17 protein-coding genes are annotated in these 25253 nt (G+C 32.5%); 3 read left to right on the top strand and 14 right to left on the bottom strand.

Annotated elements, in window-relative coordinates:
* Positions 1–51: 51 nt before the first annotated feature.
* From Q0998_RS11020 to Q0998_RS11065, 10 genes are all read right to left on the bottom strand, one after another.
* Positions 52–750 carry a sulfite exporter TauE/SafE family protein gene (locus Q0998_RS11020; protein ID WP_299669975.1) on the bottom strand — a complete coding sequence of 233 codons (699 nt, stop codon included), beginning with the start codon at positions 748–750 and terminating at the stop codon, positions 52–54.
* The gene (locus Q0998_RS11025) at positions 750–1196 is read right to left on the bottom strand and encodes a FixH family protein (protein ID WP_299669977.1); all 447 of its coding nucleotides are present in this window, start codon (positions 1194–1196) and stop codon (positions 750–752) included. The genes Q0998_RS11020 and Q0998_RS11025 overlap by 1 nt, the downstream gene beginning before the upstream one ends.
* A 12-nt stretch (positions 1197–1208) precedes the next feature.
* On the bottom strand, positions 1209–2630 hold the full coding sequence (ccoG, locus tag Q0998_RS11030) for a cytochrome c oxidase accessory protein CcoG (RefSeq protein WP_299669979.1): 1422 nt from the start codon (positions 2628–2630) through the stop codon (positions 1209–1211).
* A 36-nt stretch (positions 2631–2666) separates the two neighbouring features.
* Positions 2667–3524: a cbb3-type cytochrome c oxidase N-terminal domain-containing protein gene (locus Q0998_RS11035; protein ID WP_299669981.1), complete on the bottom strand. Its 858-nt coding sequence runs from the start codon at positions 3522–3524 to the stop codon at positions 2667–2669.
* 11 nt (positions 3525–3535) lie between these two features.
* Positions 3536–3703 (bottom strand): CcoQ/FixQ family Cbb3-type cytochrome c oxidase assembly chaperone, encoded by a 168-nt coding sequence (locus Q0998_RS11040; protein ID WP_299669983.1) that lies wholly within the window; start codon positions 3701–3703, stop codon positions 3536–3538.
* 5 nt (positions 3704–3708) lie between these two features.
* Positions 3709–5904 (bottom strand): cytochrome-c oxidase, cbb3-type subunit I, encoded by a 2196-nt coding sequence (gene ccoN / locus Q0998_RS11045; RefSeq protein WP_299669985.1) that lies wholly within the window; start codon positions 5902–5904, stop codon positions 3709–3711.
* Positions 5905–5914: 10 nt separating this feature from the next.
* Positions 5915–6091 (bottom strand): cbb3-type cytochrome oxidase assembly protein CcoS, encoded by a 177-nt coding sequence (ccoS, locus tag Q0998_RS11050; RefSeq protein ID WP_299669987.1) that lies wholly within the window; start codon positions 6089–6091, stop codon positions 5915–5917.
* A 406-nt stretch (positions 6092–6497) separates the two neighbouring features.
* Positions 6498–7859, bottom strand: a complete 1362-nt coding sequence (hemN, locus tag Q0998_RS11055) for an oxygen-independent coproporphyrinogen III oxidase (protein WP_299669989.1) — start codon at positions 7857–7859, stop codon at positions 6498–6500.
* A 3-nt stretch (positions 7860–7862) separates the two neighbouring features.
* On the bottom strand, positions 7863–8198 hold the full coding sequence (locus Q0998_RS11060) for a cupin (protein ID WP_299669991.1): 336 nt from the start codon (positions 8196–8198) through the stop codon (positions 7863–7865).
* A gap of 238 nt (positions 8199–8436) precedes the next feature.
* Positions 8437–10815: a heavy metal translocating P-type ATPase metal-binding domain-containing protein gene (locus Q0998_RS11065; protein WP_299669993.1), complete on the bottom strand. Its 2379-nt coding sequence runs from the start codon at positions 10813–10815 to the stop codon at positions 8437–8439.
* 101 nt (positions 10816–10916) lie between these two features.
* Between Q0998_RS11065 and Q0998_RS11070 the strand changes: the two genes are divergently transcribed.
* Positions 10917–11615, top strand: coding sequence for a Crp/Fnr family transcriptional regulator (locus Q0998_RS11070; RefSeq protein WP_299669995.1), 699 nt, complete (start codon positions 10917–10919; stop codon positions 11613–11615).
* Here Q0998_RS11070 and Q0998_RS11075 read toward each other — a convergent pair.
* Positions 11612–13873 (bottom strand): BamA/TamA family outer membrane protein, encoded by a 2262-nt coding sequence (locus tag Q0998_RS11075; protein WP_299670075.1) that lies wholly within the window; start codon positions 13871–13873, stop codon positions 11612–11614. The two genes, Q0998_RS11070 and Q0998_RS11075, sit on opposite strands and share 4 nt — an antisense overlap.
* Before the next feature lie 54 nt (positions 13874–13927).
* A complete protein-coding gene (locus tag Q0998_RS11080) occupies positions 13928–18976 on the bottom strand; it encodes a translocation/assembly module TamB (protein WP_299669997.1) in 5049 nt (1682 codons plus the stop codon).
* Positions 18977–19476: 500 nt separating this feature from the next.
* Here Q0998_RS11080 and Q0998_RS11085 point away from each other — a divergent pair, with 500 nt between their 5' ends.
* Entirely contained in the window at positions 19477–20043 is a 567-nt protein-coding gene (locus tag Q0998_RS11085; protein WP_299669999.1) for a hypothetical protein, read from the top strand.
* A gap of 320 nt (positions 20044–20363) precedes the next feature.
* Here the strand turns inward: Q0998_RS11085 and Q0998_RS11090 are convergent, their stop codons facing one another.
* The gene (locus Q0998_RS11090) at positions 20364–21521 is read right to left on the bottom strand and encodes a FecR family protein (protein ID WP_299670001.1); all 1158 of its coding nucleotides are present in this window, start codon (positions 21519–21521) and stop codon (positions 20364–20366) included.
* A 115-nt stretch (positions 21522–21636) separates the two neighbouring features.
* Between Q0998_RS11090 and Q0998_RS11095 the strand changes: the two genes are divergently transcribed.
* Entirely contained in the window at positions 21637–22224 is a 588-nt protein-coding gene (locus Q0998_RS11095) for an RNA polymerase sigma factor (protein WP_299670003.1), read from the top strand.
* 205 nt (positions 22225–22429) lie between these two features.
* On the opposite strand, the gene Q0998_RS11100 is transcribed toward Q0998_RS11095, so the two are convergent.
* Positions 22430–24703, bottom strand: a complete 2274-nt coding sequence (locus Q0998_RS11100; RefSeq protein WP_299670005.1) for a T9SS type A sorting domain-containing protein — start codon at positions 24701–24703, stop codon at positions 22430–22432.
* Positions 24704–25253: the final 550 nt, after the last annotated feature.

Raw genomic sequence — 25253 nt, forward strand, 5'->3', positions numbered from 1 at the left:
AGTATCCAACAAAAAACCAGCATTTTTATTGTTTTACAAATAAACTAAGATTTAATGGCAAGCATTGTTAGCAGAAACTACTTCTAAAACCGGAGTTGGAGAAATGTAAGGAATGCCCAACCCCAAACCTCTTAAAATAAAAAGAAACCCTATAAAAACAACAATTACAGGAATGGTTTTTTGTATTTTTTTTCTAAAAGCACCCTTTGTAAAGTTGCCTACATACACTACCGAGGTCATTAACGGAATGGTACCCAAACCAAATAAAAACATATACAAACTTCCAAAAAAAGCATTGGTTGTAGCCAATGCACCAAAAAGCGCCATATACACCAAACCACAAGGCAAAAATCCGTTTAAAAAACCAATGGTAAAAAAAGTATCGTTTCTTTTGTTTTTGAGTTCTTGTCCTAAAGCATTTTTCACTTTAAAAATAAGTCTACTTATTTTTTTTGAAAAGTTTATTTTTTTAAAAACCTTCGGAAATAAAATAAATAAGATCATGAAGACTCCAACAGCAATCGAAATTTGTTGCTGAAAGCCAAAAAAATAAAATCCTTTCCCTAAAAAACCAAATAGCAAGCCGATGAGACTATAGGTAAACAATCTACCAAAATGATAACTTAAAATTTGAAAAAAGCCTTTTGTTTTATTTTTTCTATCAATTGGCAACATAAATGCTATGGGTCCGCACATTCCCACGCAGTGAAAACTCCCCAACAAACCAAATACAATTGCAGATAAAAACATTAATATTGAATTTCTTTTTTGACTAGGTATTCTTTATTTTCGTAACTAAAAGCCACATGAATGTTCCAACGACCACCTAACAAACGTTTCTCAGGCACGAGCAAATATGTTGTAGAGATTGAAATAGGTATTTCAAAATCTAACTGCTTATTAGATGGTCTATATAGGAACACTTTTCCTTGAATATTTTCTGGTGTAAATTCTTTTGGGAATTCAACTTCCAAACCTTTTTCTGTTCTTTGAATGGTTACTTTTTCTGTTAATCTGATGGCATTTTTTTCTGCATTTATTTCATCTTGAAAATCTAATTCTTTTTGATAATAATTTTCTGTGACCAAATCATATTTAAACGCTTTGTCTGTACTCATCGTAATTACAAAATACATGATAAACCCCATAAATGCCACAATAGCAATAACAATTCCTGTTCCCCAATTGATTTTCATGTTTTCTGTTTTTTATTTATAACTTCTTGGTGCTAAAAAATTGGTTCTTGTTGTTTCAATTAATTTGTCTTCACTATACACTCCTATTTCTAACTTGTCTTTGTCTCCTTTTAAAGCAGCTGCATTTATTTCTATAAATAAAGTACCTTCTGCTGAACCCTGTTTTGGAACTTTAAAATTTTGATGAGAAACCAACTTAATAGTTCCTTTGTGAGAAAGTATTTTATAGCTTACATCTTTAATATCTTCCGTAGTTTTATTAATCACTTTATACGTGTAGACATTGCTTATGATGTTATTTTCTTTGTGTTGATACAATTGTCCTGGCAACCTTAAAAGGGTAGCTTCCACATCATTCCTTAAAAACAACATTCCTGCTAAAATTCCTGTTAAGATAAATAGCACAGCAGAATACCCTTTCATTCTTGCTGAAAATTCAAAAGGCTTTTTCTCCGTGATGTTATCTTCACTTGCATATCTAATCAATCCTTTTGGCAGGTTAATGCTTTCCATGATATGATCACATTCATCAATGCAAGCCGTACAATTTACACACTCTAACTGTGTACCATTTCTAATATCGATCCCTGTGGGGCAAACAACCACACATTGTTTGCAATCAATACAATCTCCTTTTCCAACAGCAGCTCTATCTTCATTTTTTTTGAATTTAGATCTTCCTTTCTCTCTTTCTCCACGCTTATAATCATACGCAACATTAATGGTTTTGTTATCTAATAAAACCCCTTGCAATCTACCATAAGGACAAGCAATAATGCAAACTTGCTCTCTAAACCACGCAAAGACAAAATAGAAAACGCCTGTAAAAATCGTGAGAGAAATCAACGTACTAATATTATCTAAAGGATTTCCTTTAATGTAATTTATAACGGTATCTCCGCCTATTAAATAAGCTAAAAACACATTTGCAATGATGAAAGAAATCACAAAAAAGATACACCATTTTAAAAGTCTTTTTTTTATTTTATCTGCATTCCAAGGTTGTTTGTCTAAACGAATCTGTTTGCCTCTATCACCATCAATTACATATTCTATTTTTCTGAAAACCATTTCTAGAAATATGGTTTGTGGACAAATCCACCCACAAAAAATGCGCCCAAAAACTACGGTAAAAAGAATCACAAATACCACCCCAAGAATCATTGAAATTACCAATAAATGAAAATCTTGTGGCCAAAAAGGAAAACTAAAAATATTAAATTTACGTTCTAAAACATTGAATAGCAAAAACTGGTTTCCATTAATTTTGATAAATGGTGCCGACAGCAAAAATGCTAACAAAAAATAACTAACATAGGTTCTGTATTTATAAAATTTCCCACTCGGTTTTTTAGGAAAAATCCAAGAACGTTTTCCTTCAGAATTCACTGTAGCAATACTATCTCTAAATACTTCGTCCTTGGATATTTCCATTTCAATTAATTATAACTACTACATTTTCTTTTTCAATTATTCTTCTTCCCACTTTTCTCCTTGTGCAGCTTTCGCCTTTTCTGGTGTTGTTCCTTGTAAAGAAATCACATAACTAGACACTTTTGCAATATCTGCTGCTTTTAACGTTTTATTCCAGGCAATCATCCCTTTACCATCTCTACCACCATTATAAATGGTATTAAAAACATTTTTAAGTCCACCACCTAGAATCCAATATTCGTCAGTTAAATTAGGACCTATAGAACCTCCACCATCTTTTAAGTGACAAGAAGCACAGTTTAAATTAAAAACAGCTCTACCTCTATTTAGGTCTTTCTCATCAGTTAATAAAACCACATTTTCTGCTGTAATTAAATCTGTCGCCGTAGACTTATATTCTTTTAACGCAGCTCTCGCCTCCGCAACTGCTTTGTCATATTCCATAATTTGCGTGTCTCCATCTAGTACATGAAATCTCACCAAATACACTACGGCAAAAAGTATGGTTGCATAGAACATATATATCCACCAAGGTGGCAATGCATTGTCTAATTCTTTAATTCCATCATAATCATGATCTAAAACAATTTCCTCTTCATTTTCAATAGACTTTGCTCTCGTCCACTTTACGAGTAATTTTTTGATCCAAAGGTTTGGATCTTCAGGCAAAATCCCGTCTTTTTCATTTTGTAATTCCGTGGCTCTTTTTAGGGCTAAACTATGCACCACTTCCTTTAAAACCACCACCAAAACAAAACCGATTAAAGCCAACCAAACTAATGGATTTTCATAAATATTGAATGGGTTTTCGTACACCATAAACGCTTTTGCAAGTGCTATAAACGTAACAAGTACAAAAATTACATATACTGTAGATTGAAAAGATCTTTTCATTTTTAATATTTTTAATGGTCTAATGGTAGGTTACTCACGGTCTCTATATATTCTTTTTTTGCGGTAAATACCCACCAAAATAAAATGACAAAAAAAGTGAAAAATATCAATAATGATATCAATGGATAAATTTCTATGCCTGCAATACTTTCCATATGATTTTTTACGAATTTTAACATGCTTCCTAGTTTTTAGTGGCTTTTTGATCGTCTTTTACTTTAATATCTGTTCCTAAACGTTGAATGTATGCAATGACTGCTGTAATTTCTCTGTTTTTCATTTCAACAAAAGCTTTCCCGTTTTCTTCTGAATACTTTTTATCTGCATCGTAATTTTTAGCAAAATCTGGATCTGCATATAAGTTTTCTTCTATTGTAGTTCCTTGTGCCAACATGTGTTCTTGCGCATTTGCTATTTCTTCTTCTGTGTACGGAACTCCCAAACGAACCATCACCTTCATCTTTTCTTCTGTAGCAGATTTATCAAGCTCATTTGCTATCAGCCATTTGTAAGAAGGCATAATAGATCCTGGAGAGGTACTTTGAGGATCATACATGTGATTCAAATGCCAACTATCATTATATTTTTGACCAATTCTGTGCAAGTCGGGTCCAGTACGTTTACTTCCCCATAAAAATGGATGATCGTATACAAATTCTCCTGCTTTAGAGTATTCTCCATAACGTTCTACTTCACTTCTAAAAGGTCTTATCATTTGTGAGTGACAGCCCACACAACCTTCTCTAATGTAAATATCTCGTCCTTCTAACTCTAAAGGAGTATAAGGCTTTACACTACTAATTGTTGGAATATTAGACTTGACCAATAATGTGGGTACAATTTGAACAATACCTCCAATTAAAATGGCAATGGTTGCATAAATTGTTAATTTAATTGGTTTTCTCTCTAACCAAGTATGCCAACCTTCTCCTTTAGTTCTATATTTTGGTACTTTCTTTAAAGCAGGTGCTTCTGCTAAATCATCTGTAACATTGCTTCCTGCTCTTACGGTTCTAATTACATTGTACAACATTATAAATGCACCCAAAATATACATACTTCCTCCAATGGCACGCATCCAATACATAGGGATGATTTCGTTTACCGTTTCTAAGAAATTTCCATAGGTTAAAGAACCATCAGGATTGAATTGTTTCCACATAGAAGCTTGTACAAAACCTGCAACATACATTGGTAAAGCATATAAAATAATTCCTAAAGTACCTACCCAAAAATGGACGTTCGCCAATGCAACTGAATACAGTTTTGTTTTAAATAATCGTGGAATCATCCAATACAACATCCCAAATGCAAGGAAACCATTCCAAGCTAATGCGCCTACATGCACGTGTGCAATAATCCAATCACTAAAATGAGCAATTGCATTTACATTTTTAAGAGACAATAATGGCCCTTCAAAAGTTGCCATTCCATACCCCGTAATTGCAACCACCATAAATTTTAAAACGGGGTCTGTTCTTACTTTATCCCAAGCACCTCTTAAGGTTAACAGTCCATTTATCATTCCTCCCCAAGAAGGTGCTAAAAGCATTACAGAAAAAGCGACTCCTAAATTTTGCGCCCAATCTGGTAAAGAGGTGTATAACAGGTGGTGCGGTCCTGCCCAGATATAAATAAAAATTAAAGACCAAAAGTGTACAATAGACAGTCTGTAAGAATATATAGGTCTATTCGCTGCTTTTGGAACAAAATAATACATCAATCCTAAAAATGGTGTTGTTAAGAAAAATGCTACTGCATTATGACCATACCACCATTGTACAAGTGCATCTTGCACTCCTGCATACACAGAATACGATTTTAAAAAACTAACTGGTAATGCAAGACTATTAAATATGTGCAATACTGCAACGGTTACAAAAGTTCCTAGATAAAACCAAATTGCCACGTATAGATGACGTTGCCTTCTTTGCAAAATCGTCCAAATCATGTTGACACCAAAAGCAACCCAAACCAAAGCAATGGCAATATCTATTGGCCATTCTAATTCTGCGTATTCTTTTGATGATGTATACCCTAATGGAAGTGTAATTGCGGCGGCAACAATAATTAATTGCCAGCCCCAAAAGTTAAAATTACTTAAAAAGTTACTTGCCATTCTTGCTTTTAACAATCTTTGAAGCGAGTAGTAGACTCCTGCATAGATTGCATTTCCTACAAAAGCAAAAATTACGGCATTGGTATGTAAAGGTCTTAAACGACCGAAACTTAACCATGAAATTCCGTCTGTTACATTGGGGAATAAAAACATAAATGCTAACAACAAGCCTACTGAGAATCCTACGATTCCCCACAATAAGGTTGCGTAGATGAATTTTTTTACGATTTTATTATCGTAATAAAATTGTTGCATTTCCATAATATAAAATTTAGTCTTTGGTTAATTTTTCTTGTTTTTCTTTTACCAGTTCATCATCAAACAGCATACGAATAGAAGGTGTATATGCATCATCATATTGTCCTTTTTTTACTGAATACATAAATGCGATAAAGAATACAATTGCCACTAAAATACTTAGTGCTAGTAGTAGGTATATTACGCTCATATCTTGCCTGATAATTTGATACATCAAAAATAAGTTGGGTCCAATTCTTAAAATATGACAAATGTCATATTTCTTGAAAAAATGTTAAGGAAATGAAAAAATGAAGATTTGAAGGTTTGAGAAAAATTAAAGTAAAATTCGCTTTTAATTTTGATATAGTTTTCCATTCTGTTTGTCATTCTGAAAGAATCTCACGTACACTTTCTCACTCTTGTGTGGGATGCTTCCAGCATGACAAACTTTACGGTTTGCTTTACACAAAATTTTCCACCCAATTTGTCTTTTTCAAAGAATCTTACCTACAACTTCTCACTCTTATGTAAGATGCTTAGAGCATGACAAATATTACGGTTTACTGCATGAAAAATAAGTGCAATTTGTAAAATTAGTGTCTTTTCTACCCAAATTAAATTGTCATAGAAAACAACTGTGTTTTAGGCTTATTTTTCAATAAATGAAGATCAAAAGCCATGCAAATATTTCGTACAAATGGTCTTGCCTTTTCAGGAATTGAAAGTTTATTCTCATCAATTTGAACCAAACCATCTTTTTCCATTTCTTTTAGCAGTTTTAAGTGCTGCTGAATATTATGAATTTTCAGAGCCTCTTTATCCCACGAAGTGGAAAAATGACACATCATATTTAAAATATGCTTTCTTATAATGCCGTCTTCAGTAGATAATAAATGTCCTCTAAAAATGGGGATTTCTCCCTTATTTACCAACTGCTGATATTCTTTTACCGTTTTTACATTTTGTGCAAACGCATACCAAGAATCGGAAATTGCAGACATTCCTAAACCCACCATTAATTGGGTTTTATTGGCGGTATATCCCATAAAATTCCGATGCAATGTTTTGTTGATGGTTGCCTTATATAAGCTATCGGTTTTTAAAGCAAAATGATCCATTCCTATTTCTTCATAACCCAATGCCGAAAATAGTTTTTTGCCTATTTCATAAAGTGCTCTTTTCTCTTCGTCTTTTGGTAAATCAGACTCATTAAAACCTCTTTGTCCCACTCCTTTTACCCAAGGAACATGTGCATAACTGTAAAATGAAATTCTATCTGGCTGTAATTCTTTGGTTTTATTGATGGTATGAATTACATTTTCTTTGGTTTGAAATGGCAAGCCGAAAATTAAATCGTGACTTACAGAAGTATATCCAATTTCTCTTGACCATTTGGTTACTTTCTTAACCGCTTCAAAAGGCTGTATTCTATGAATGGCTTGCTGTACTTTCTCATTGTAATCTTGCACACCAAAACTAACTCTTGTAAAACCACAATCGAATAAGGTTTGTAATTGTGCTTTGGTGGTGTTGTTTGGATGCCCCTCAAAACTAAAGGCTGATTCAGGATGTTTTTTAGCGATTGAAAAAATACCATCTATTAAATATTGTAGGTTTTCTTTTGAGAAAAAAGTAGGTGTTCCGCCGCCTAAATGCAATTCTTTAATTATCGGAGTTTCGTCAAACAAATTCGCATATAATCTCCACTCCTTTAATACGGTTTCTATATACTCCTCTTCTACTCCGTGCCTTTTTGTAATGTGTTTATGACATGCACAAAATGTACACAGGCTCTCGCAAAATGGCAAGTGGATATAAATACTAATTCCTTCTGATGCATTGCTTTCTAAAAACGATTTCTGAAGCGAAGCAATCCAATCTTGTTTGTCAATTCCGTTTTTGTTCCAATAAGGTACCGTTGGGTAACTTGTATACCTAGGCCCTGGAATGTTGTATTTCTGAATGAGTGATTCCATATTTTATAAAACTTTTTCTACTCTTTTGAAGCTGTCTGATTTTGATAAGGTCAACCGTACAATACTTTCCTCAGTCGCCGTAAGATTATGAACGGTGTTTGAATTTAATGTGATTAAATCACCTGTATTCAACTGTTTTATTTCTGCTTGGATGCCAAAATTTATACTTCCTTTTAATACCTGCACAACAATTGGAAATGGCGCTTTGTGATCTTTCATTAGCTGCCCTTTTTTAAATACAATTCGTATTTCTTTTGAAAAATCGGTTTCTAACAACATTGAAACAGCTGGTTTGCTGGTATTAAATTTTATGTCTTCTAAAAATGAGGCTACTTTCATAATTTTTTGTTTTAAATATTAAAAAAACACATAGGCACATAGTTTATTTTTTTTATATGTTTATGTGGTGTAATTGAACCCTGAACTTCAAACTTTTGAACTTTTGAACATACATGCACTTCGACAAGCTCTTTCCAAATTTCGGAAACGACACTCTTAATTTTAATTGATTTAACGTTTCTCTAACCAGGTGTAATCAATACCTAATAAACCTCTCGACTGCGCTCGAGGAGACATTTTACAACTTTATTTTACTTCCTAAAATATTTGTTGAAATTGTTGTAAAAATTACAATGCTAATGGAACTTAACGGCATTAAAATTGCCGCTATAATGGGTGTTAATTGACCTGTAACAGCAAAGTACAAACCAATACTATTATAACACAAAGACAACACAAAACAGTATTTTATAATTTGAATTGCCTTTTTAGATGCCTTTATAAAACTGCCAATTTTATGAAATTTAGAAGCATCTAAAATTGCATCGCATGCAGGAGAAAACACATTGATATTTTCTGACAAAGAAATACCAACATCACTTTGTGCCAAAGCACCCGCATCATTCAAACCATCACCAATCATGGCTACTTTTTTATCTTTCTTTTGAAGAGCTGCCACTACATTTAATTTATCTGCTGGTTGTTGATTGAATAAAAAAGTTGTTCTTTCAGGTAAAATTTCTTCTAAATAGTTCTTTTCTCCTTCGTTGTCTCCAGAAACAACTGCCAAATGATAATCGTTTTTTAAACTATTAAATAATGATTTTACACCTGCTCTATACGAATTTTTAAATGTGTATTTCCCTTTATAGACTTCATCGAAACAGATATGAACAGAAGTATCTAAAGTTGACTTTTCATTGTTATTTTGAACAAAAGCAGCCGACCCTAATTTGAGGTCAATAGCTTTGTAAGTAACTTGAATTCCTTTGCCTACAGTTTCTTTAAAATTTGAAATTTTTACATTTTCGGCTTCTTTAAAGGTATTGTATAAGGTTCTACTTAAAGGATGATTAGAAGCCCTCAAAGAACTTTTTAAAATGCTTTTTTGTTGCCGATTTAAGGGAACGCCATCATAAGAAATTGTATTTTCTTTGTTGGTTGTTAAAGTTCCTGTTTTATCAAAAATTATAGTGTCTATTTTTGCTAATTGCTCTACGACAGTTGTATTTTTTAAATAGAATTTTTGCCTTCCAAAGATGCGTAACATATTTCCTAAGGTAAAAGGTGCAGCTAATGCAATGGCACATGGGCAAGCTATAATTAAAATGGCTGTACATACATTTAAAGCTTTGCTAGCATCAAAATACAACCAAAAAGCAGTTGCTATTAAAGCAATGGTTAACACTGCAATCGTAAAATTTTTACTAATAGCATCTGTGATGGTTTTAAAAGGCGATGTGTTCTCTTTTTGAAAAATAGCATTGCTCCATAATTGGGTTAAATAACTTTGTGAAACAGAAGCTAAAACTTCCATTTCTAGAACTCCAGATAATTGTTTTCCACCTGCAAACAATTTATCGCCAGATGTTTTTAAAACAGGTACTGCTTCACCAGTAACAAAACTATAATCAATTTCTGCATTTCCGTTGATTAAGATGCCATCTACAGGAATTAATTCCTGATTTCTAATAAGCAATCGATCTCCTTTTTCTACATCGTAAATCTGTACATTTTCTTCTTTTCCTTCAGATAAAATGCGTGTAACTGCAATAGGAAAATAAGATTTGTAATCGCGTTCAAAAGACAAGAAATTATAGGTTTTTTGCTGAAAGAATTTCCCCAATAATAGAAAGAAAACCAAGCCAGTTAAACTGTCAAAAAAACCAGTTCCTAAATCGAAAATAATTTCAATAGTACTTCTGATAAAAAGTACAGCAATACCCAGAGCAATCGGCACATCTATATTTAAAATTTTAGATCGCAAACCTTTATAAGCAGATATAAAATAATCTTTTCCCGCATAAAAAACGACGGGAAGAGAGAAGAAAAACATCAACCACCTAAAGATATTTTTATATTCTTCGATCCAAAAACCGTCCACTTCAAAATATTCTGGAAACGATAAAAACATGACGTTTCCAAAGGCAAAACCTGCAGTTCCAAGTTTGTAAATTAAGCTTCTATCAACTGTTTTTTTGCCACTTTCATAATCTTCTAAACTGATATAAGGTTCGTAACCAATACTGCTTAACAGTAAAACAATTTCTTTTAATGAGGTTGTTTCTGAGTTATAAGTGATGCTCACTTTTTTCTTAGGAAAATCTACCTGAGATGAGGAAATTTCTGATTTTAGTTTGTGTAAGTTTTCTAAGATCCAAATGCAAGAACTACAGTGAATATGTGGAATATACAACGTTATTATCTGTGTATTTCCATCAGAAAAATCTACTAATTTTTGAACAATTTCTTCTGTTTCCAAGAAATCATATTTTCCTTGAATCTCTGTTGGAATGGCTCCTGGATTGTCTTGAAAATTATAATAACCAGTCAAATCATTTTCAGAAAAAATCTCATAAACAGTTTTACAACCGTTACAGCAGAAATTTTTTTCATCCAATTCAATTGAATCATCATCACAAGAATCGCCACAGTGGTAACATTGTGTAGCATTCATATTTACTCTTTTGCCTTTTGCAAATTTCGAATAAGACTTCAATTTAAAACATGATATTTATCAGGTTTTCTATATATTTGAAATCAAATCCACCAAATATCATGAGCAAATGTGAACAATGTATTGTTCGTCAGTTTACTTCTTTAAAACATCTTTCTAAGGAAGAAGTTGTAAGAATGTCTAAATGTAAAACTTCAAAAATCATAAAAAAAGGAGATGTACTTTTTGAAGAAGGAACACCTATAAATGGCATTTTTTGCATCAAAGATGGTGTTTGTAAAGTTTCTAAAATGAGTGAAAATGGAAGAAATCAAATTATTAGTTTGATTCAGCGTGGAGATTTATTAGGAGAACGAAGTTTAATTTCTGATGAAGTATCGAACCTTTCTGCAGTGGCTTTAAATGATATGGAGGTTTGTTTTATACCGAAAGAAGAAATTATTAGAGATTTACAGAGAAACAATGCATTTTCGATGAGTGTTTTAAGAGATCTAGCTACTTCTTTAAAAAATGCGGATAATCTCATTGTAGATATGGCTCAGAAAACGGTAAAACAACGTTTGGCTGAAACGCTTTTATACTTGCATACTAAATTTGATACAAATAGTGAAGGCGCTATCGATATTCAACTTTCTAGAGAAGATTTTTCTAATATTATAGGAACTGCTACAGAATCTGCAATTCGTTTATTATCTGAATTTAAAAAGAAAAAAATTATTGCTTTTAAAGGAAAAAATATTATGATTTTAGACAGTGCTTCCTTAGAAAAAATTGCGCAAGGTTTTCATAATCTTCTCTAAAAAGAATAGCCAATTGCAAAATTAAAAACAGGTTCGTCGATTCTAAAATCCCAACGTTCACCTTCCTCTAATCTAGGATCATGAAAGGGAGCTGCCAAATCAAAACGAATTACAAATCCTTGCACATCTACTCGCAATCCTAAACCAGCACCGATACCCAATTCATTGATAAAATTAGAGGTGAATTTATCTGTCTCTTCTCCATTCTCATCATCAAAAGCATCATTTGAAACTGAATTCCAAACATTACCCGCATCCACAAAAAACGCACCTTTAAAGAAAGAATAAATAGGAAAACGGTATTCTACATTTGCTTCTAAACGAATATTTCCTGTTTTATCGAAAAATGAACTTACTGTTTCAGGATTTGAATTCGGATTTTCATTTTCATTATAAGTTCCAGGACCTAAAGAACGAATATTAAAGGCTCTTACACTATAAGGGCCTCCAGAAAAATACTGTTTTACAAACGGAACAACATCAGAATTGCCATAAGCATACCCGTAACCAGCAAATAATCTTGCGGCAATGGTTTGCGCGTTCTTATCACCAAAATTATAGTGATATCTTGCATCGATGTCTGCTTTTGCATACTGCGCATATTCTAACCCCAAAAATTGTTTAGGTTCTCCAGCATTTTTTTCTTTTCCAAAAAGACTGATACTATTTCCTGCTACATCTACTGTAGAATTAAAGTAAAATTGATGCGTTTGTATCGTATTTAACATTTCATTATAAGTAAAAGAAAAAGTAAGTCCGCTAATAAACTCTTGATTAAAACTACGTTGCAAAAAAGAATTATTATCTAATATCTCTTGAAATTCTGGAGTTGTACTAGACAAGCTTGTATAATTTATAGAAATAGGATTAAATTCATAGGTAATATATCTATTTGCATTCCAAACATATCCAAAATTTGCACTTCCAGATAAAAGGGTATACAATTTACTTCTACTTAAATAATTAACACCTAAACTTGTTTTAGTTTTAGGAATAGAATATTCAAAAAAGTCTTCATTAATAGAAAATGGTGCAATTACTCTAGGAAAAATAAGTTCAGATTTTAAACCCAGATCTAGACTATTTAAACCCGCATTGTTACCGCTAGAAACTTGCGTTTCATAACCAACATTGGTACTGATGTTTAAAGTTTCTCCTCCTTTAAATAAATTTCTATTACTGTAGGTGATTGCCAGTTTTGGTCCTGCAAAATTATTTGATTTTGTAACCGCTTGTAATTCTGCACGAATGGCTCTTTTTGTTAAAGGCGAAAGAAAAATATTGGCCTCTAACAGCCCCAAGTTGTCTGTTACAACGGTATCTAATTCTTTGTATTGAATATTCACAAACTTGTAAGCACCAATGGTAGAAAGTCTTCTTGCTGTATTTTTCGAAGTTATTGGGTCAAAAAAAGCACCTTCTTTTAAAGTGATAAAATCATCTAAATACTTCGGTTTAAAAAACAGCGAATCTTGGTGGTAATTTTTATTTTCAAAACGCGTGATATTAACAGTTGAAGAATCTTTTAAATGGTAATTCGCAAATACGTTAATCCGTTTTATTTTATACGGAATGGTTGCTTTTTTTGGAACTTTTGCTTTTAGTTTTAAAAATAAATCGAATTTTTTATTTTTATATTGATTGGTATCTGCTTCAAAAATTAAAAAATCTGGATTGAAATTATAATATCCTTTCTTCTTTAATTCCACATCTAACCTTTGACGTTCTAGTTTTAGGTTTGCCACATCAAAACGCATATTTTCTGGAAACGGCGAATTTGTTGTAAGGCTTTTTATATCGCTATAAATTGGCGAAACCATACTATCTATTTGATAGCTCGCCATTTTATATGGTGCGGGTACTTTTAAATTGTAAATAATTGCAGCTTCCTTCTCTTTCTCTTGAAAAGTAGCACCAATGGTACTGTAGAAAAAACCATGATTTTCTAATCTATTTCTTAAAATTTCTTCAACTTCTAGTTCATTTACATCAGACTGATAGACTGGTTCTTGCCCAAATTGTTTAAACATCCATTTATTTACAAAACCAGGTTTTTCTTGCTGATTTTTATAGTAATAATACAACCCTAGATGCATCCCTAAAAATTTAGAGTTGGGTGCTGGTCTTACAACCGTTTTTAAATCTTCTTTTAAGTCGTTTACTTTTTGTACAGAAGGGTCTGCATCTATCTCTAAAGTGGCACCTGTGTATAATCTTTTATCTTCTGGAATGTATTTTTTAATCGCACAAGCATACATGAAAAGGCTTCCTAAAAATAAAATGCAAGTATATTTAGTTGTGTTTTTCAAAATTTAATTTGTTTTCTTTTTGGTATTCACTTTTTCTTTGTTTACTTCTTTGACTTTTGCTGCTTTTTGCGCCTCCTCTGCTTCTTTTTTGGCTCTTTGAGATCTTAGAATAGCATCCCACAATTGACTGAATTCATTAAATTCTTTTGTAAAGATTAAAGCAAGACCACTAACAATCGTTTGCCCATCAATCACATTTTCAAACTCACTCTTTCTAAAACCTCTAATGCGATACCTGCCATCTTCTGTAATTTTATATTCTAAACTTACATTACCAATTAAAGGCGTTGTTTCGCCATTTGCACTGCTTCCTTGAATATCTACCTCGCTACCAACTCTAACGGTTAAACGCTCATTAAATAGTTTCTTTTGTGCTGCAATATCTAATTGTGTTCTATCTGTTGGCGCATCTCCTTGATAGTCTGTAAAACTATTCAACCCAAAATCTAATTCGATCCCAGAACCTCCTAAAATCTTATCTGAAAATGCATTTAGTTGCCCAGAAACTGCATCGTTTAAATTGTCTCTTGCAATGGTTGCAAAACCACCAGCACTCCCATCACTTCCTGCATCTGGATAGAATCTATTCAATACTAAAAGTGAGAAAACTTGACGATTTAATTCATCTTCTTGTTGATTCACTTGTTGTAAACGTCCGTATACTTGCCCACCAATTGCGCCTTGTTCATCTTCTGGCATATTTAAACTAAAGGATATTTTTGGCTGTAATAATTCGCCATCAATATTTAAATACACATTAAAGGGTAATACTTGTTTGTATCTATTTCTTACAGCAGTATCTTCTCCAGAAATTTGTGATGCCATTAATGGTGAAGCGGAAGTTTCTATATTGTAAATGGCTCTTACATCTAATTTTGCATCAAAAGGATCTCCTGACCAAGAAACTCGGCTTCCTGATGCCAAAGAAAACTTTCTATTTACTAAATTGTATAAGTTTAATTCATAGTGACCCTCAGAAATTTCATAAGCACCTGTTAAAGATAATCTTCCGTTAGGAATCATTGTAAAGATAAAATCTCCTTCACCAGAAACCTTAAAGTTATCTTCTGTTTCTTCATTAATAATAATGGTAACAGCTGCTTCTTTGTTTATTTTTATTCTGCTAAAAATGTCAAAACCTGTTATGGTTGCTGTTTGTTCTTCAGTCTGCGTTAAAATAGCATTCGGGTTTTCTCTATTTACAAATTCTACAATACCTTCTCTCTCTTCTACATTTGCATAAATGGAAGGAATTACATAGGTTACATTTGTATCTGAGCCTAAGGTTACTTCTGCGTTTAATTTTGGTATTTGCAAATCGCCAGTAAGTCTTGCGTTTGCATTAAAAGAAGCTTTACCATACAGCGACGGATTGTCTTCTTTAGAGGCATTTAATATTCTAAAATTATTTGCTTTTACTTTTAAATCAAATGTTGGGTTTACAAAACTTTCTGTTTTTATTGTGCCAGACAATACTAGTGCATTCTTTTTTGCATCTAAAACCGTAAAATTAGACATGCTAAGACCGCTATTATCTATATGTATAGTTTCATTTTTTAACGTGAATTTTGTATTGAGTTTGGTAATATTAAAATCTGCATTGGTAAATTTTAAATTTCCTTTATATTTAGGCGTTGTAGTTGTGCCCGTAACTTTAAAACCCCCAGAAAAGCTGCCCGAAGTTTCTTTTATTTCACCTAAAGAAAGCGTATTTAATGCTTTCATTTTAAATTCATTAATAAGTACATCTAAATTTAGATTTGCCTCATTATTACTTACAAAATAGTCTCCTTTTATGTCTAAATTTATATCACCACCTTTTAAATTCACATTAAAATCGTAGTTACTATATCCTAAAGATTTTGCATTCATACTTAAATTCCCAAAGTCTGTATTTAAAACTTTTAGCTGACTAATATCTAAATCAGCGATGATTCCTGTATCTCCAAAAGGTTGTTCTAAAACAAAATCCCCACTTAAAATTCCTGTGGTAATTTGTTTTTCTGGATTTAGGTAGTTAAAGACTTCGCTAATTGCAAAATTCTTATAATTAACAGCAATATGATTTTTCTGAATATCTGGTGATTTGTCTGTAACTTCTATAGATTGATTGCCTTTTGTAATTCTAAAATCAGAAAAGCTAATGACAGAATCTGTTAAAATAATTTCATTCGTTTCTGGAATTTCCCACTTATGCTTATTTAAAACTAAATCTTTATTGTTTACCGTAAATTTTAATCGTTCTCTGCTTCCTGTAATGCTTGTATTTACATTCATCAGTTTTTTGCCCTCATGGAATCCTAGAAAATTAAGTGCTAATTCATTGTTTTTTTGATTTCCCGTTATGATTGTTTTAGGAACATCTAAAGGACCTGCAGTAATGTTTTTAAAACCCAAATTAAAATTAAAATTATCTTTATCTGTATTCATAGAAAAAGCCAGACTGTCTAATTCATTTCCGCTATAATTAATATGTGGTGCGGTAATATTAGCGACTAATTTTCTGTCTAATTCTTTAAAATCAACCCCTATTTTAATAGTGTCTAAATCTTTGATATTTACTAAGAAAACATCTTTAATTAAAGGTGTTTGAGAAATTTTAGCTTTCAGTTGTAAATCAACAGGATTGGCAATTGTATCTGGAATGATTGCATCTCTATAAAAATAACTAAAAATATGACGTTGCAAAGCTTTCCCAAAAGTCTGCGGATCTACGTTAGATTGTAAATTTAAATCTAACATTTTATTTTTTACAATTAGTGCAGTAGTATCTTTATCTACAAATGCGTTTGCATTGAGAGGTCCTAACAAATAAGTTCTATCATCATAAACAACAACTCCGTTTTTTATAGTACTTTTTACTGCATATTTTTCTAAATTTCCTTTAAAATTCAAAGAAAGATCCATGCCCGTTTTTACATTTCGATTCATAAAACCTAAACCCTCTAAATCTGCACCAATTACATTTAAGTTAAGATTGGCTTTTGTTGCTATAGAATCTAAATCTACAAAAGCATTTAAATCTACATTTAAGTTGTTATCTTTATATTTAGAAGTAACATTCCCTTTACCATCTTTAAAATCTCCGCTTACACTTAAATCTCTAATGGCATAGTCTTTTAATTGAAATTTAGAAATATTTGTTTTTAAAGTAGCATCTAAATTGTTAATGGTTTTTCCGCTTCCTTTAGAGTTTAAAGTAAGACTTAGATTCCCAAATTTAGGATTCTTTAAAAGCGTACCTACATTATAATCTTCTATTTTTACAGTAAGGTCATAACTTATTTTGTCTGTATTTTTAAAAGTACCTTTTACCGTTGCTTCACCTTGCGTGGTCGTTAATTTTGCATCTGTAGCAATGGCATCTAAAGAGCCCGTTATACTTCCTGTAAGTAATAGATCTTCTGGCAAGCGCACATTTAATTGGCTTTCATCTACCAACTGTAAAATATCTTCACGCTTACTTTCCATTTTAAAATTCGGAATATTTACTTGAAGTAATGCTTGTTTTGTACTATTTTTTATGCTACCAACTGCTGAAATTTGTGTGAATTTTCCCCAATTAATATTTGTGCTATTTAACTCTATAGATGCTAATGTACCTGTTGCATTTAAGTTTCCGTAGATTTTTTTTGCACTTAATTTTTTTAAATATTCATTTTTCTGTAAAGCGGGTTGAAACTTGAAAGCTTCTGTTAACCAAAATTCAAATGAAGGCAAGTTTACACGAACATTGGTCGTTTCTGGAGCCTCTAATAATTGTGGTAGCGAATTGTATCGCATTTCAATAGCTCCAACAATTTTATTGTCATTTAACGCAAGTTCTAAATTACGTATTGTTAATTTATTGTCTGTAACTTTTGCATCAAATGCTAATTTCTTTAGATTTAGATTTGTGTATTCATTAAAATTAAATTGTTTTAACTGCAAACCTGCTTGCTGTTCTTTTAAAAAGATATCAGTGGCGTTTAAGTTTAGGTTTTGTAAAGAAATTGCATTCGGATTGAATACATTCTTCTGAAGTACTGCGTCGTTTAAAAAATATTTGAATGTGTTATTTTCTAAAGCTAAATTATGTAGTTCCAATTCAATTGCTGGCCAAAGTAATGTACTCGAAGTGTTAGTTGTAGCGGTTGTACTGCCATTTTCAGGATAAGATTTCATTCTAACTAAAATCTCTGAATTTTTAAGTTGAACAGTATTTAAAATAAATTTCTTTTCAACTAAATTTAATTCAGGAATCTCAGCATAAAAGTCTTTTAAATCAGCATCTAAAAGAATATCATCTACATTAGATTTATAATATGCTGCTGTATTTTTTATAGTGATGCTTTCTGAAGATAATATAGGCAACGGGATTTCTTCAAATGGTAATACTATTGTTATCGGATTTTGTATGTATTTAATTTTTGCATCAGAAAGTTGAATATCATTTACCTTAAAAATCATTTTTTCAATGTCTATAGCTTCCATCTCTGCTGTAAGAGTACCAACTTGAAATTTACTATCTATAGCCAATACATCGTCTTTAAAATCTACATCAATATCTTTTAAATTTAAACTGCCAACAACAATATTGAATGGTTTTGCTGTTGAATCTTGAACAACTGAATTTGTATTTCCTGAACTAAAAGCATCTATTAAAAACTGAAAGTTATATCCAGAAACTGTGTCTTTTCTAATGATATTTGCTCGTAAACCTTCCCATTCTAAATCATCTACGCCAATAGCATCGCCCTTGATCATTCCCCAAAGTGGAATATTGGCTTCTAAAGATTTAGAATAAATTAATGTATCTCCTTTTTCGTCTTCTAAATAAAGGCCATTTAATTGTACATCCCCATCAAACGTAACAAAAAGTTTTTCTACGGCAACTTCTGTGTTGGTTTTGTCTGAAACATAGTTGACTACTTTGTCTACGATAATATCTTGTCCCCAAGGACTTCTAATAAATAGAATTAGGAGTGCTAAAAATATTAAAATTCCAAAAAGTATACGTAAAGTTCTTCTTAGAAAACGGTATTTTTTCTTTTTAACTATTTTGGTAGACATATATACATTTGATATCGAAACAAAAATACACTAGTATTTGTTTAAAATTTGTCATTAAAGATTAATTCTTTAACGCTATTAAGAAATAATTAACTCAAAACGTAAGTAATTCGTCACAAAAAAAAGAACTAATTAAGTTTAATCGTAAAAAGTCTTACGGAATCCCGTAGCTTCACTTTTTATTATAGTTACCCGTTGTGCATTTTGAGTTAAATGTATTCCAAAATGTCAGTTCGAGTGATTTTTTGATAAAAAAAATCGTATCGAGAACTAGTTTAGAAACGAAAATTCTTATTCTCGATACAAATTTCACTTATTTCAATCGTGAAATTCACTCGAATTGACAGAATTTATCAAAATGCATGACGGGTTATAGTTATAAATTTGAATATCTAAAAGATTCATTTTATCATATTCAAATTTTAGTCAAAATACTATTTAGTGTTATTGCTAAATTAACCAGATTATTTTAATGATATTTTGTACACCGTTAATTATATATGATTTTCCACAGAAAAAAACTACTTACCTCAAAAACCCTAATTGCTTATTTGTCTATTCTGTTTATAAGCAGTCTTATCTTTAGCAACAATTCACATTTACATACTTTTTTCAATTCTTTTTTTGCACCAACTGCAACAATTTCTGTTGACAAAGCAACAGTCTGCGAAAGTGAACTTGTAACGATTACTTTTGAAGGCTTGAACGGTATGGCTCCGTATACTTTTACTTACACTATAAATAACGGTACAGAAGAAACAATTAGTACAAATCCTTCAGAAAACTCAGCTGAGTTGCCTCTAAATATTACCACAGAAGGAACTTATATTTATAAATTAACGAATATTAAAGATAGCACAGGTGCTTCTGAGGTTGTTACAAATCAAACAGTAACTATAGACGTAAATGCGCCACCAACCGTAGCTTTTTCTTTTACATCTAACGTAATGGTACCTTGCCCAAAGCTTGAATTTGCTTGTATGGCAAAAACCATGGTAAAGGCAAAAAGTACAGATAACTTCATTTTTAAGTTGTTTTTTACAATGGGTACAACCTTTTCTTTATAAGTAAAAAGATTTTTCATATTTTTAAATGTTTTAAGTGGTTCATCATTCTTTTTTAATCACTTTCAACCGATCGGATCCCGAGTCGCATTCGGGATTCCGATTTTTTTTATCTTTCGTTTCTTTTATAAAAAGTAGTATGGGGATACGCTCCTTTTTATAATCTAACTATTGGTTTTCTAGTTTCTTTAGTGATCTACTTTGTTGTTTTTGTTTACATAAGCGGTGCTTTTTTTAATAATTTAATATTCTCTTCCGAGGTTTCGGAATGCTAACTGACCTTGTTATACGATTTAGAATCAAAATGCACAACAGGGGTGTTATTATTGTATCACTATTTTATTGTTTACAATTTGATAGTCTATTTTATATACTTTGTTAAAATACTCTAATACCTTTTCTATCGGTTCTTTGTCTACGTTGATACTGGCATTAAAAGATTCTAATGCAATTTTTTTGTTATTGTTAATAATGGTTACATTGTAGAGTCGTTCTAGTTTTGTAGCAATGTTGGCAAAGCTTGCATTTCTAAAGACCACATTCCCTTTTATCCATGAGGTATAAATAGTGGTGTTTACCTCTTGGGTGCTAATCTGCTTGGTTCCTTTTCTAAATACCCCCATAAGTCCTGGGTTTAAAACCGTGGTGGTATGCTTTCTAAACTCTTTGTTTTTATCGTGCATGCCTACTGAACCTTCTACCAAAACCACATTTGTATGAGTATCTTCTGGATATGCTGCCACATTAAATTCCGTACCCAATACACGTACATTTAAGTCTTGTGCATGTACAATAAATGGGTGTTTTTGGTCTTTTGCTACCTCAAAATAGGCTTCTCCCGTAATAATTACCTGCCTGTCTTTGCCTTCTATAAACTTTACTGGGTATTGAATAGATGTGCCAGCATTTAAGTACACTTGCGAGCCATCTGATAGTGTTAATTGAAATCTTTTACCATAAGGAACCGTTAGTTTGTTGTATACCAACTCTTTAATTTCGCTATTTTTTGCATAGGCTAGTGTTTTCCCCTTTTGGTGTCCAAGTACCTGTCCTTTGCTATCTTTTACTTCTTTTTCTTCCGCTGCATTGATAATCTTTACTTGACCATCACTCAACGTTAAAGTGATATTTTCTTCAGGAATGGTTAACTGCTCTTTTTTATCAAAGCCACCATACCAATAAAAGTATCCTGTTGCTAAAAAAACTAAAAATACAGCTGCGTATGTTGTAATTTTTTGAAACCTACGCATGCGAATTACCTTTTGTTCTTTGTGAATCATTTCCAATAATTTTTTCTTGGATTCCTCTGTGTTGAATTTCTTCATAGTATATTCTATTCCGTAATTGGTTCTAATGTAACTTTTAAATACTTTTTTGTTTTTCTCATGTGCTAAAAGCAGGGTCAGCGCATCTAGCTCATCTTTTGATGCATTGCTATTGAGGTACTTAATAATTAGTTTTTCGATGTTTCGAGTACGCATTAATGTTGTGCTTATTTATATCTATTACGCAAGAAATTAACACAACCCTAACCTTTTTATCACTTTTTTTTATACTTTGCATACAAATTACTATTATTTCTATTCTAATTTAATTATGAATTCTTCTTATTCTGATGAACTTTTTTTGATTTCTTCACTAAAAAATGGAGATGCGAAAGCATATACATATCTTATGGATAGGTACCACCATAGACTTTGTATATATGCCACAGGGTTAACACGTGATGATGCTGATGCAGAAGATATTGTACAAAATGTTTTTATTAAAATTTGGAAAAAACGCCAGCAATTAAAAGCAGCCTTTTCTTTGCAAGCTTTTTTATACAAATCTGTCTATAATGCGTTTATCGATTATTATCGAAAACAAAAAAGAATGCTTCCTTTTGAAAAAACCTATATCAATGAACTTTCTGCTATTATTGAAGAAGATGAAAGTACTTTGGAAAGGTTAATTCTCTTAATGCAACGTGAGATTCAGAATTTACCTCCAAAATGCAAACAAACTTTTTTATTAAGCAAACAAGAAGGACTCACCAATATGGAAATTGCAGCATATTTGAATATTTCCGTAAAATCTGTTGAGGCACATATTACCAGAGCATTTTCTACACTGCGAAAAGCCATTGGCGAAAAAATGAATGGTATTTTGTTTTTGTTGTTTGGAAAAGTAACGGGTTTGTAGTTTGCCAAGATACTCTTTTATGCGCGCTAGCAATCTTAAGCTATAGTATTGCAAAGCCATATCTAGAGCTCTCTCAGTAAGAATTCATACAAAAACACAAATAAGCTACCTTGTGAAATTCAGATCAAATAATTATAGGATGTCAATCCATTCATGAATTCGTGGCTAAAATAGGGATAGTAATGAAAGTGACTACCATAAAATACTACCGTTTAATGGCAAGCTTTGTTGTAAAATCACCCAGACTCAAAATATATATTCCAGGATTAAGATAGGAAACATCTATTTGACCTGAACTGCTGAGATAGCCATTGCCAACCATCTGACCAGTCAAATTATAAATGTGGTATGACTGCTGTTTCTCTAAACCTTTAACAGTTACAACTTCAGATGCTGGGTTTGGGAAAACTTGGAGATTTTGAGGCTCTTGATGGGGTATAGAAAGCATATTTAGGTCGCCTTGTATGATAGCTCCGTTAGAAGTTCCAATATATACCTTGCCATCAAAGGCTTCAAAAGCAGTATCTCCCAATAATAAGGGTTCTGTATTTATACCAATGTCTGTCATGTTCCAATGAGCACCATTGTCTTCGGTGTGAAGAAGTATCGTTTGAGCCCTTCCATTCGGCTCTGAAAAGCCAAGAAGCATAGCCATAAGATTTGTTTCGTCTAAACGAACCATTCCTTTAATACTACTTAAATCCAACATAAGGGTGTTACTAACAGAAGGATCAATATTCATTTCAGTCCAGTTTTCCCCAAAATCTGTAGTCATAAAATAATCACCTGATTCAGATTGAACCAGACCAAATCCATCTAGAGTCAGTTGTATAGATTGAGTAGACGCATCTTGAGGTAAGTTTGACATCTCTGACCAGACATTATTCGAAAAACGGTAAGCATTAAGCAATGTTCTCACAATAACCTGATTATTAGGCAGAATAAAAATTGCTGATTGGGAAGGCGAAAGTTGAACAGTGCTAATGACAGATAACTCCTGGGTTCCATCACTTGCTTCCCTATAAAACAATAACGCTTTCTCTGAAGTTGAATACAATAAAGCCATTACAGAATCGTCGGACAGAATCGCAGTCTTAACTAACATATCATTTTCAGGAAACCTGTTCGTCCAATTTTGTCCATTGTCTTCTGACAGATGGAGCGTTCCGAATACATCTACCAATATACAGCGGTCTTCTTTATGGTCAACCTGAAGATATCCTGTAGATGTTGGTGCTTGTGGTGACCCCGCAACGGTTTCCCAAATACCATTATTCCTTTTTAAAATGTAATTGCCATAACCAACTGCCCATGACACATTTTCACCGATAGAAATACTGTAGATATCAGGCAATCCTTGTTGCAAACTGCTCCATGTAAGTCCAGCATCTTCTGATATTAGAATATTACCTGTTGCCCCTGCTATTATTCCTCTGTTACCAGTAAAGGTCATCCGTAAATTAGGAACTTTTAAAAAAAACTGTTCGATACCTTGATTTAGGCTGATTTCTTCCCACGTCAATCCACCATTCGTGGTTCGATAAACAGCATTTGTTGGATCAGAAATATCCAATGATGCTAGCATAATACCGCTCTGAGCCGAAAACCAGTGCATATCACGGATAATACATGAAGATAGAGAACTAAGACCTGGCAATCCGACTTCTTCCCAATTTCCTCCCCCGCCATTCGAACGATAAAGTTTATCAAAAGGAAAAATAAAATTGCGGTTGGTAAGAGAAAGATAAAAAGTGTCATCGTCAGCAAAATAAACATCTAGATACTGGTGATCACTCTCGGGAAACAGGGTTTCTTCCCAGGTTTGCCCCCCATCTTCCGTATAATAAACCAAGGGAGAAAACACCCCTATATTCAACAGAATATCGTCTACCTGATAACCCATTGCAAACCCTCTATCCTCTGATATAAAGTTTACATTACTCAGTCTTCTATAAGGTTTTGTTGAGTCGCTCCATTGTATTTCATTCCAGGTATCACCGCCATCAATTGTTTTGAAAATCTTATTGGCTGTACCAACGGCATACCCTATATTTTCAGATGGAAAATGGACATCAGTAAACCACGCACTGCTCTGGTAAATTGTATTTGGTTCTAGGCTCAGAAGTACCTCCCAATTTTGTCCAGAATCCGTGGTTCGATAAAGAGATTCGCGCTCGGCCATAAACCATTTTGAATCTGATATCAAATGAAAGCCAAGGTGAGGTTCTGGTGCACTGTATGTATTAGACGGAGAACGGAGTGATATACCTTGTGGTAAAGCAGGTAAGTTTTCAATTGAGTTGATATCTGCGTGGTATGATAAAACAGAATTGCCAAAAAAATAAAAATTTTCCGATTGATCTGGTGACTCCACAAAATAAATCCCATTTTGCAGACCCATCGGGTTTTCAAGATTCCAGTTTATTTGTGCCTGGGTATAAAGTGAGAAAAATAATACCAAAAAAAGTACGCTTTTCATGTTTATTAGATTTTACGATTTGATATTGTCTATTTAGAAAATACTATCTTATTTAGGAAAACTATCTGAAATATTCGCATTCTTATATTTTTATTTAGATACATTCTATTATAAAAGGTTGCGTTGCGCCACATCGATTTATGTTCAATATTTTTAATAATGCACTGCTCAAGAAAGAGTGGAAAAGAGCTGAATTACCCTTTCAAAAAGTCAAAAATTGCATTTATAAGTGTTCTCTCGAACTATAGGTTCAAGCGCTCCTAAAAATGAAAAACCTCGACCCAAGGGTACGAGATATCAAGTAGAAATTTATTTTTTATTTCGACGCAGAGCATCGGGGAACCAGACAGCAGGCTGGCAGGTAAAACCCATAGATTCCGCTAAAAAAAAGTGGGATTAGCCTGCCTGCCGGCATAGGCAGGTTCAGCTAGCAATATTTAATTCATTGCTTCGCTTCCGAAGCTTTGGAAGAAAAATTGAGTTTCACTAATTTAACATTAGGAATAAAAAAAATTCTATAAATTTAACGCAACCATTTTATAAGAATAGC

Origin of the sequence: uncultured Polaribacter sp. (assembly GCF_947501385.1) — a bacterium.
GTDB lineage: Bacteria > Bacteroidota > Bacteroidia > Flavobacteriales > Flavobacteriaceae > Polaribacter.

What these genes read in the sequence shown, in the direction of transcription:
- Q0998_RS11020 (WP_299669975.1), bottom strand. Translation starts at nt 750, where the DNA reads ATGTTTTTATCTGCAATTGTATTTGGTTTGTTGGGGAGTTTTCACTGC.
- Q0998_RS11025 (WP_299669977.1), bottom strand. Translation starts at nt 1,196, where the DNA reads ATGAAAATCAATTGGGGAACAGGAATTGTTATTGCTATTGTGGCATTT.
- ccoG (WP_299669979.1), bottom strand. Translation starts at nt 2,630, where the DNA reads ATGGAAATATCCAAGGACGAAGTATTTAGAGATAGTATTGCTACAGTG.
- Q0998_RS11035 (WP_299669981.1), bottom strand. Translation starts at nt 3,524, where the DNA reads ATGAAAAGATCTTTTCAATCTACAGTATATGTAATTTTTGTACTTGTT.
- Q0998_RS11040 (WP_299669983.1), bottom strand. Translation starts at nt 3,703, where the DNA reads ATGTTAAAATTCGTAAAAAATCATATGGAAAGTATTGCAGGCATAGAA.
- ccoN (WP_299669985.1), bottom strand. Translation starts at nt 5,904, where the DNA reads ATGGAAATGCAACAATTTTATTACGATAATAAAATCGTAAAAAAATTC.
- ccoS (WP_299669987.1), bottom strand. Translation starts at nt 6,091, where the DNA reads ATGAGCGTAATATACCTACTACTAGCACTAAGTATTTTAGTGGCAATT.
- hemN (WP_299669989.1), bottom strand. Translation starts at nt 7,859, where the DNA reads ATGGAATCACTCATTCAGAAATACAACATTCCAGGGCCTAGGTATACA.
- Q0998_RS11060 (WP_299669991.1), bottom strand. Translation starts at nt 8,198, where the DNA reads ATGAAAGTAGCCTCATTTTTAGAAGACATAAAATTTAATACCAGCAAA.
- Q0998_RS11065 (WP_299669993.1), bottom strand. Translation starts at nt 10,815, where the DNA reads ATGAATGCTACACAATGTTACCACTGTGGCGATTCTTGTGATGATGAT.
- Q0998_RS11070 (WP_299669995.1), top strand. Translation starts at nt 10,917, where the DNA reads ATGAGCAAATGTGAACAATGTATTGTTCGTCAGTTTACTTCTTTAAAA.
- Q0998_RS11075 (WP_299670075.1), bottom strand. Translation starts at nt 13,873, where the DNA reads ATGTATGCTTGTGCGATTAAAAAATACATTCCAGAAGATAAAAGATTA.
- Q0998_RS11080 (WP_299669997.1), bottom strand. Translation starts at nt 18,976, where the DNA reads ATGTCTACCAAAATAGTTAAAAAGAAAAAATACCGTTTTCTAAGAAGA.
- Q0998_RS11085 (WP_299669999.1), top strand. Translation starts at nt 19,477, where the DNA reads ATGATTTTCCACAGAAAAAAACTACTTACCTCAAAAACCCTAATTGCT.
- Q0998_RS11090 (WP_299670001.1), bottom strand. Translation starts at nt 21,521, where the DNA reads ATGCGTACTCGAAACATCGAAAAACTAATTATTAAGTACCTCAATAGC.
- Q0998_RS11095 (WP_299670003.1), top strand. Translation starts at nt 21,637, where the DNA reads ATGAATTCTTCTTATTCTGATGAACTTTTTTTGATTTCTTCACTAAAA.
- Q0998_RS11100 (WP_299670005.1), bottom strand. Translation starts at nt 24,703, where the DNA reads ATGAAAAGCGTACTTTTTTTGGTATTATTTTTCTCACTTTATACCCAG.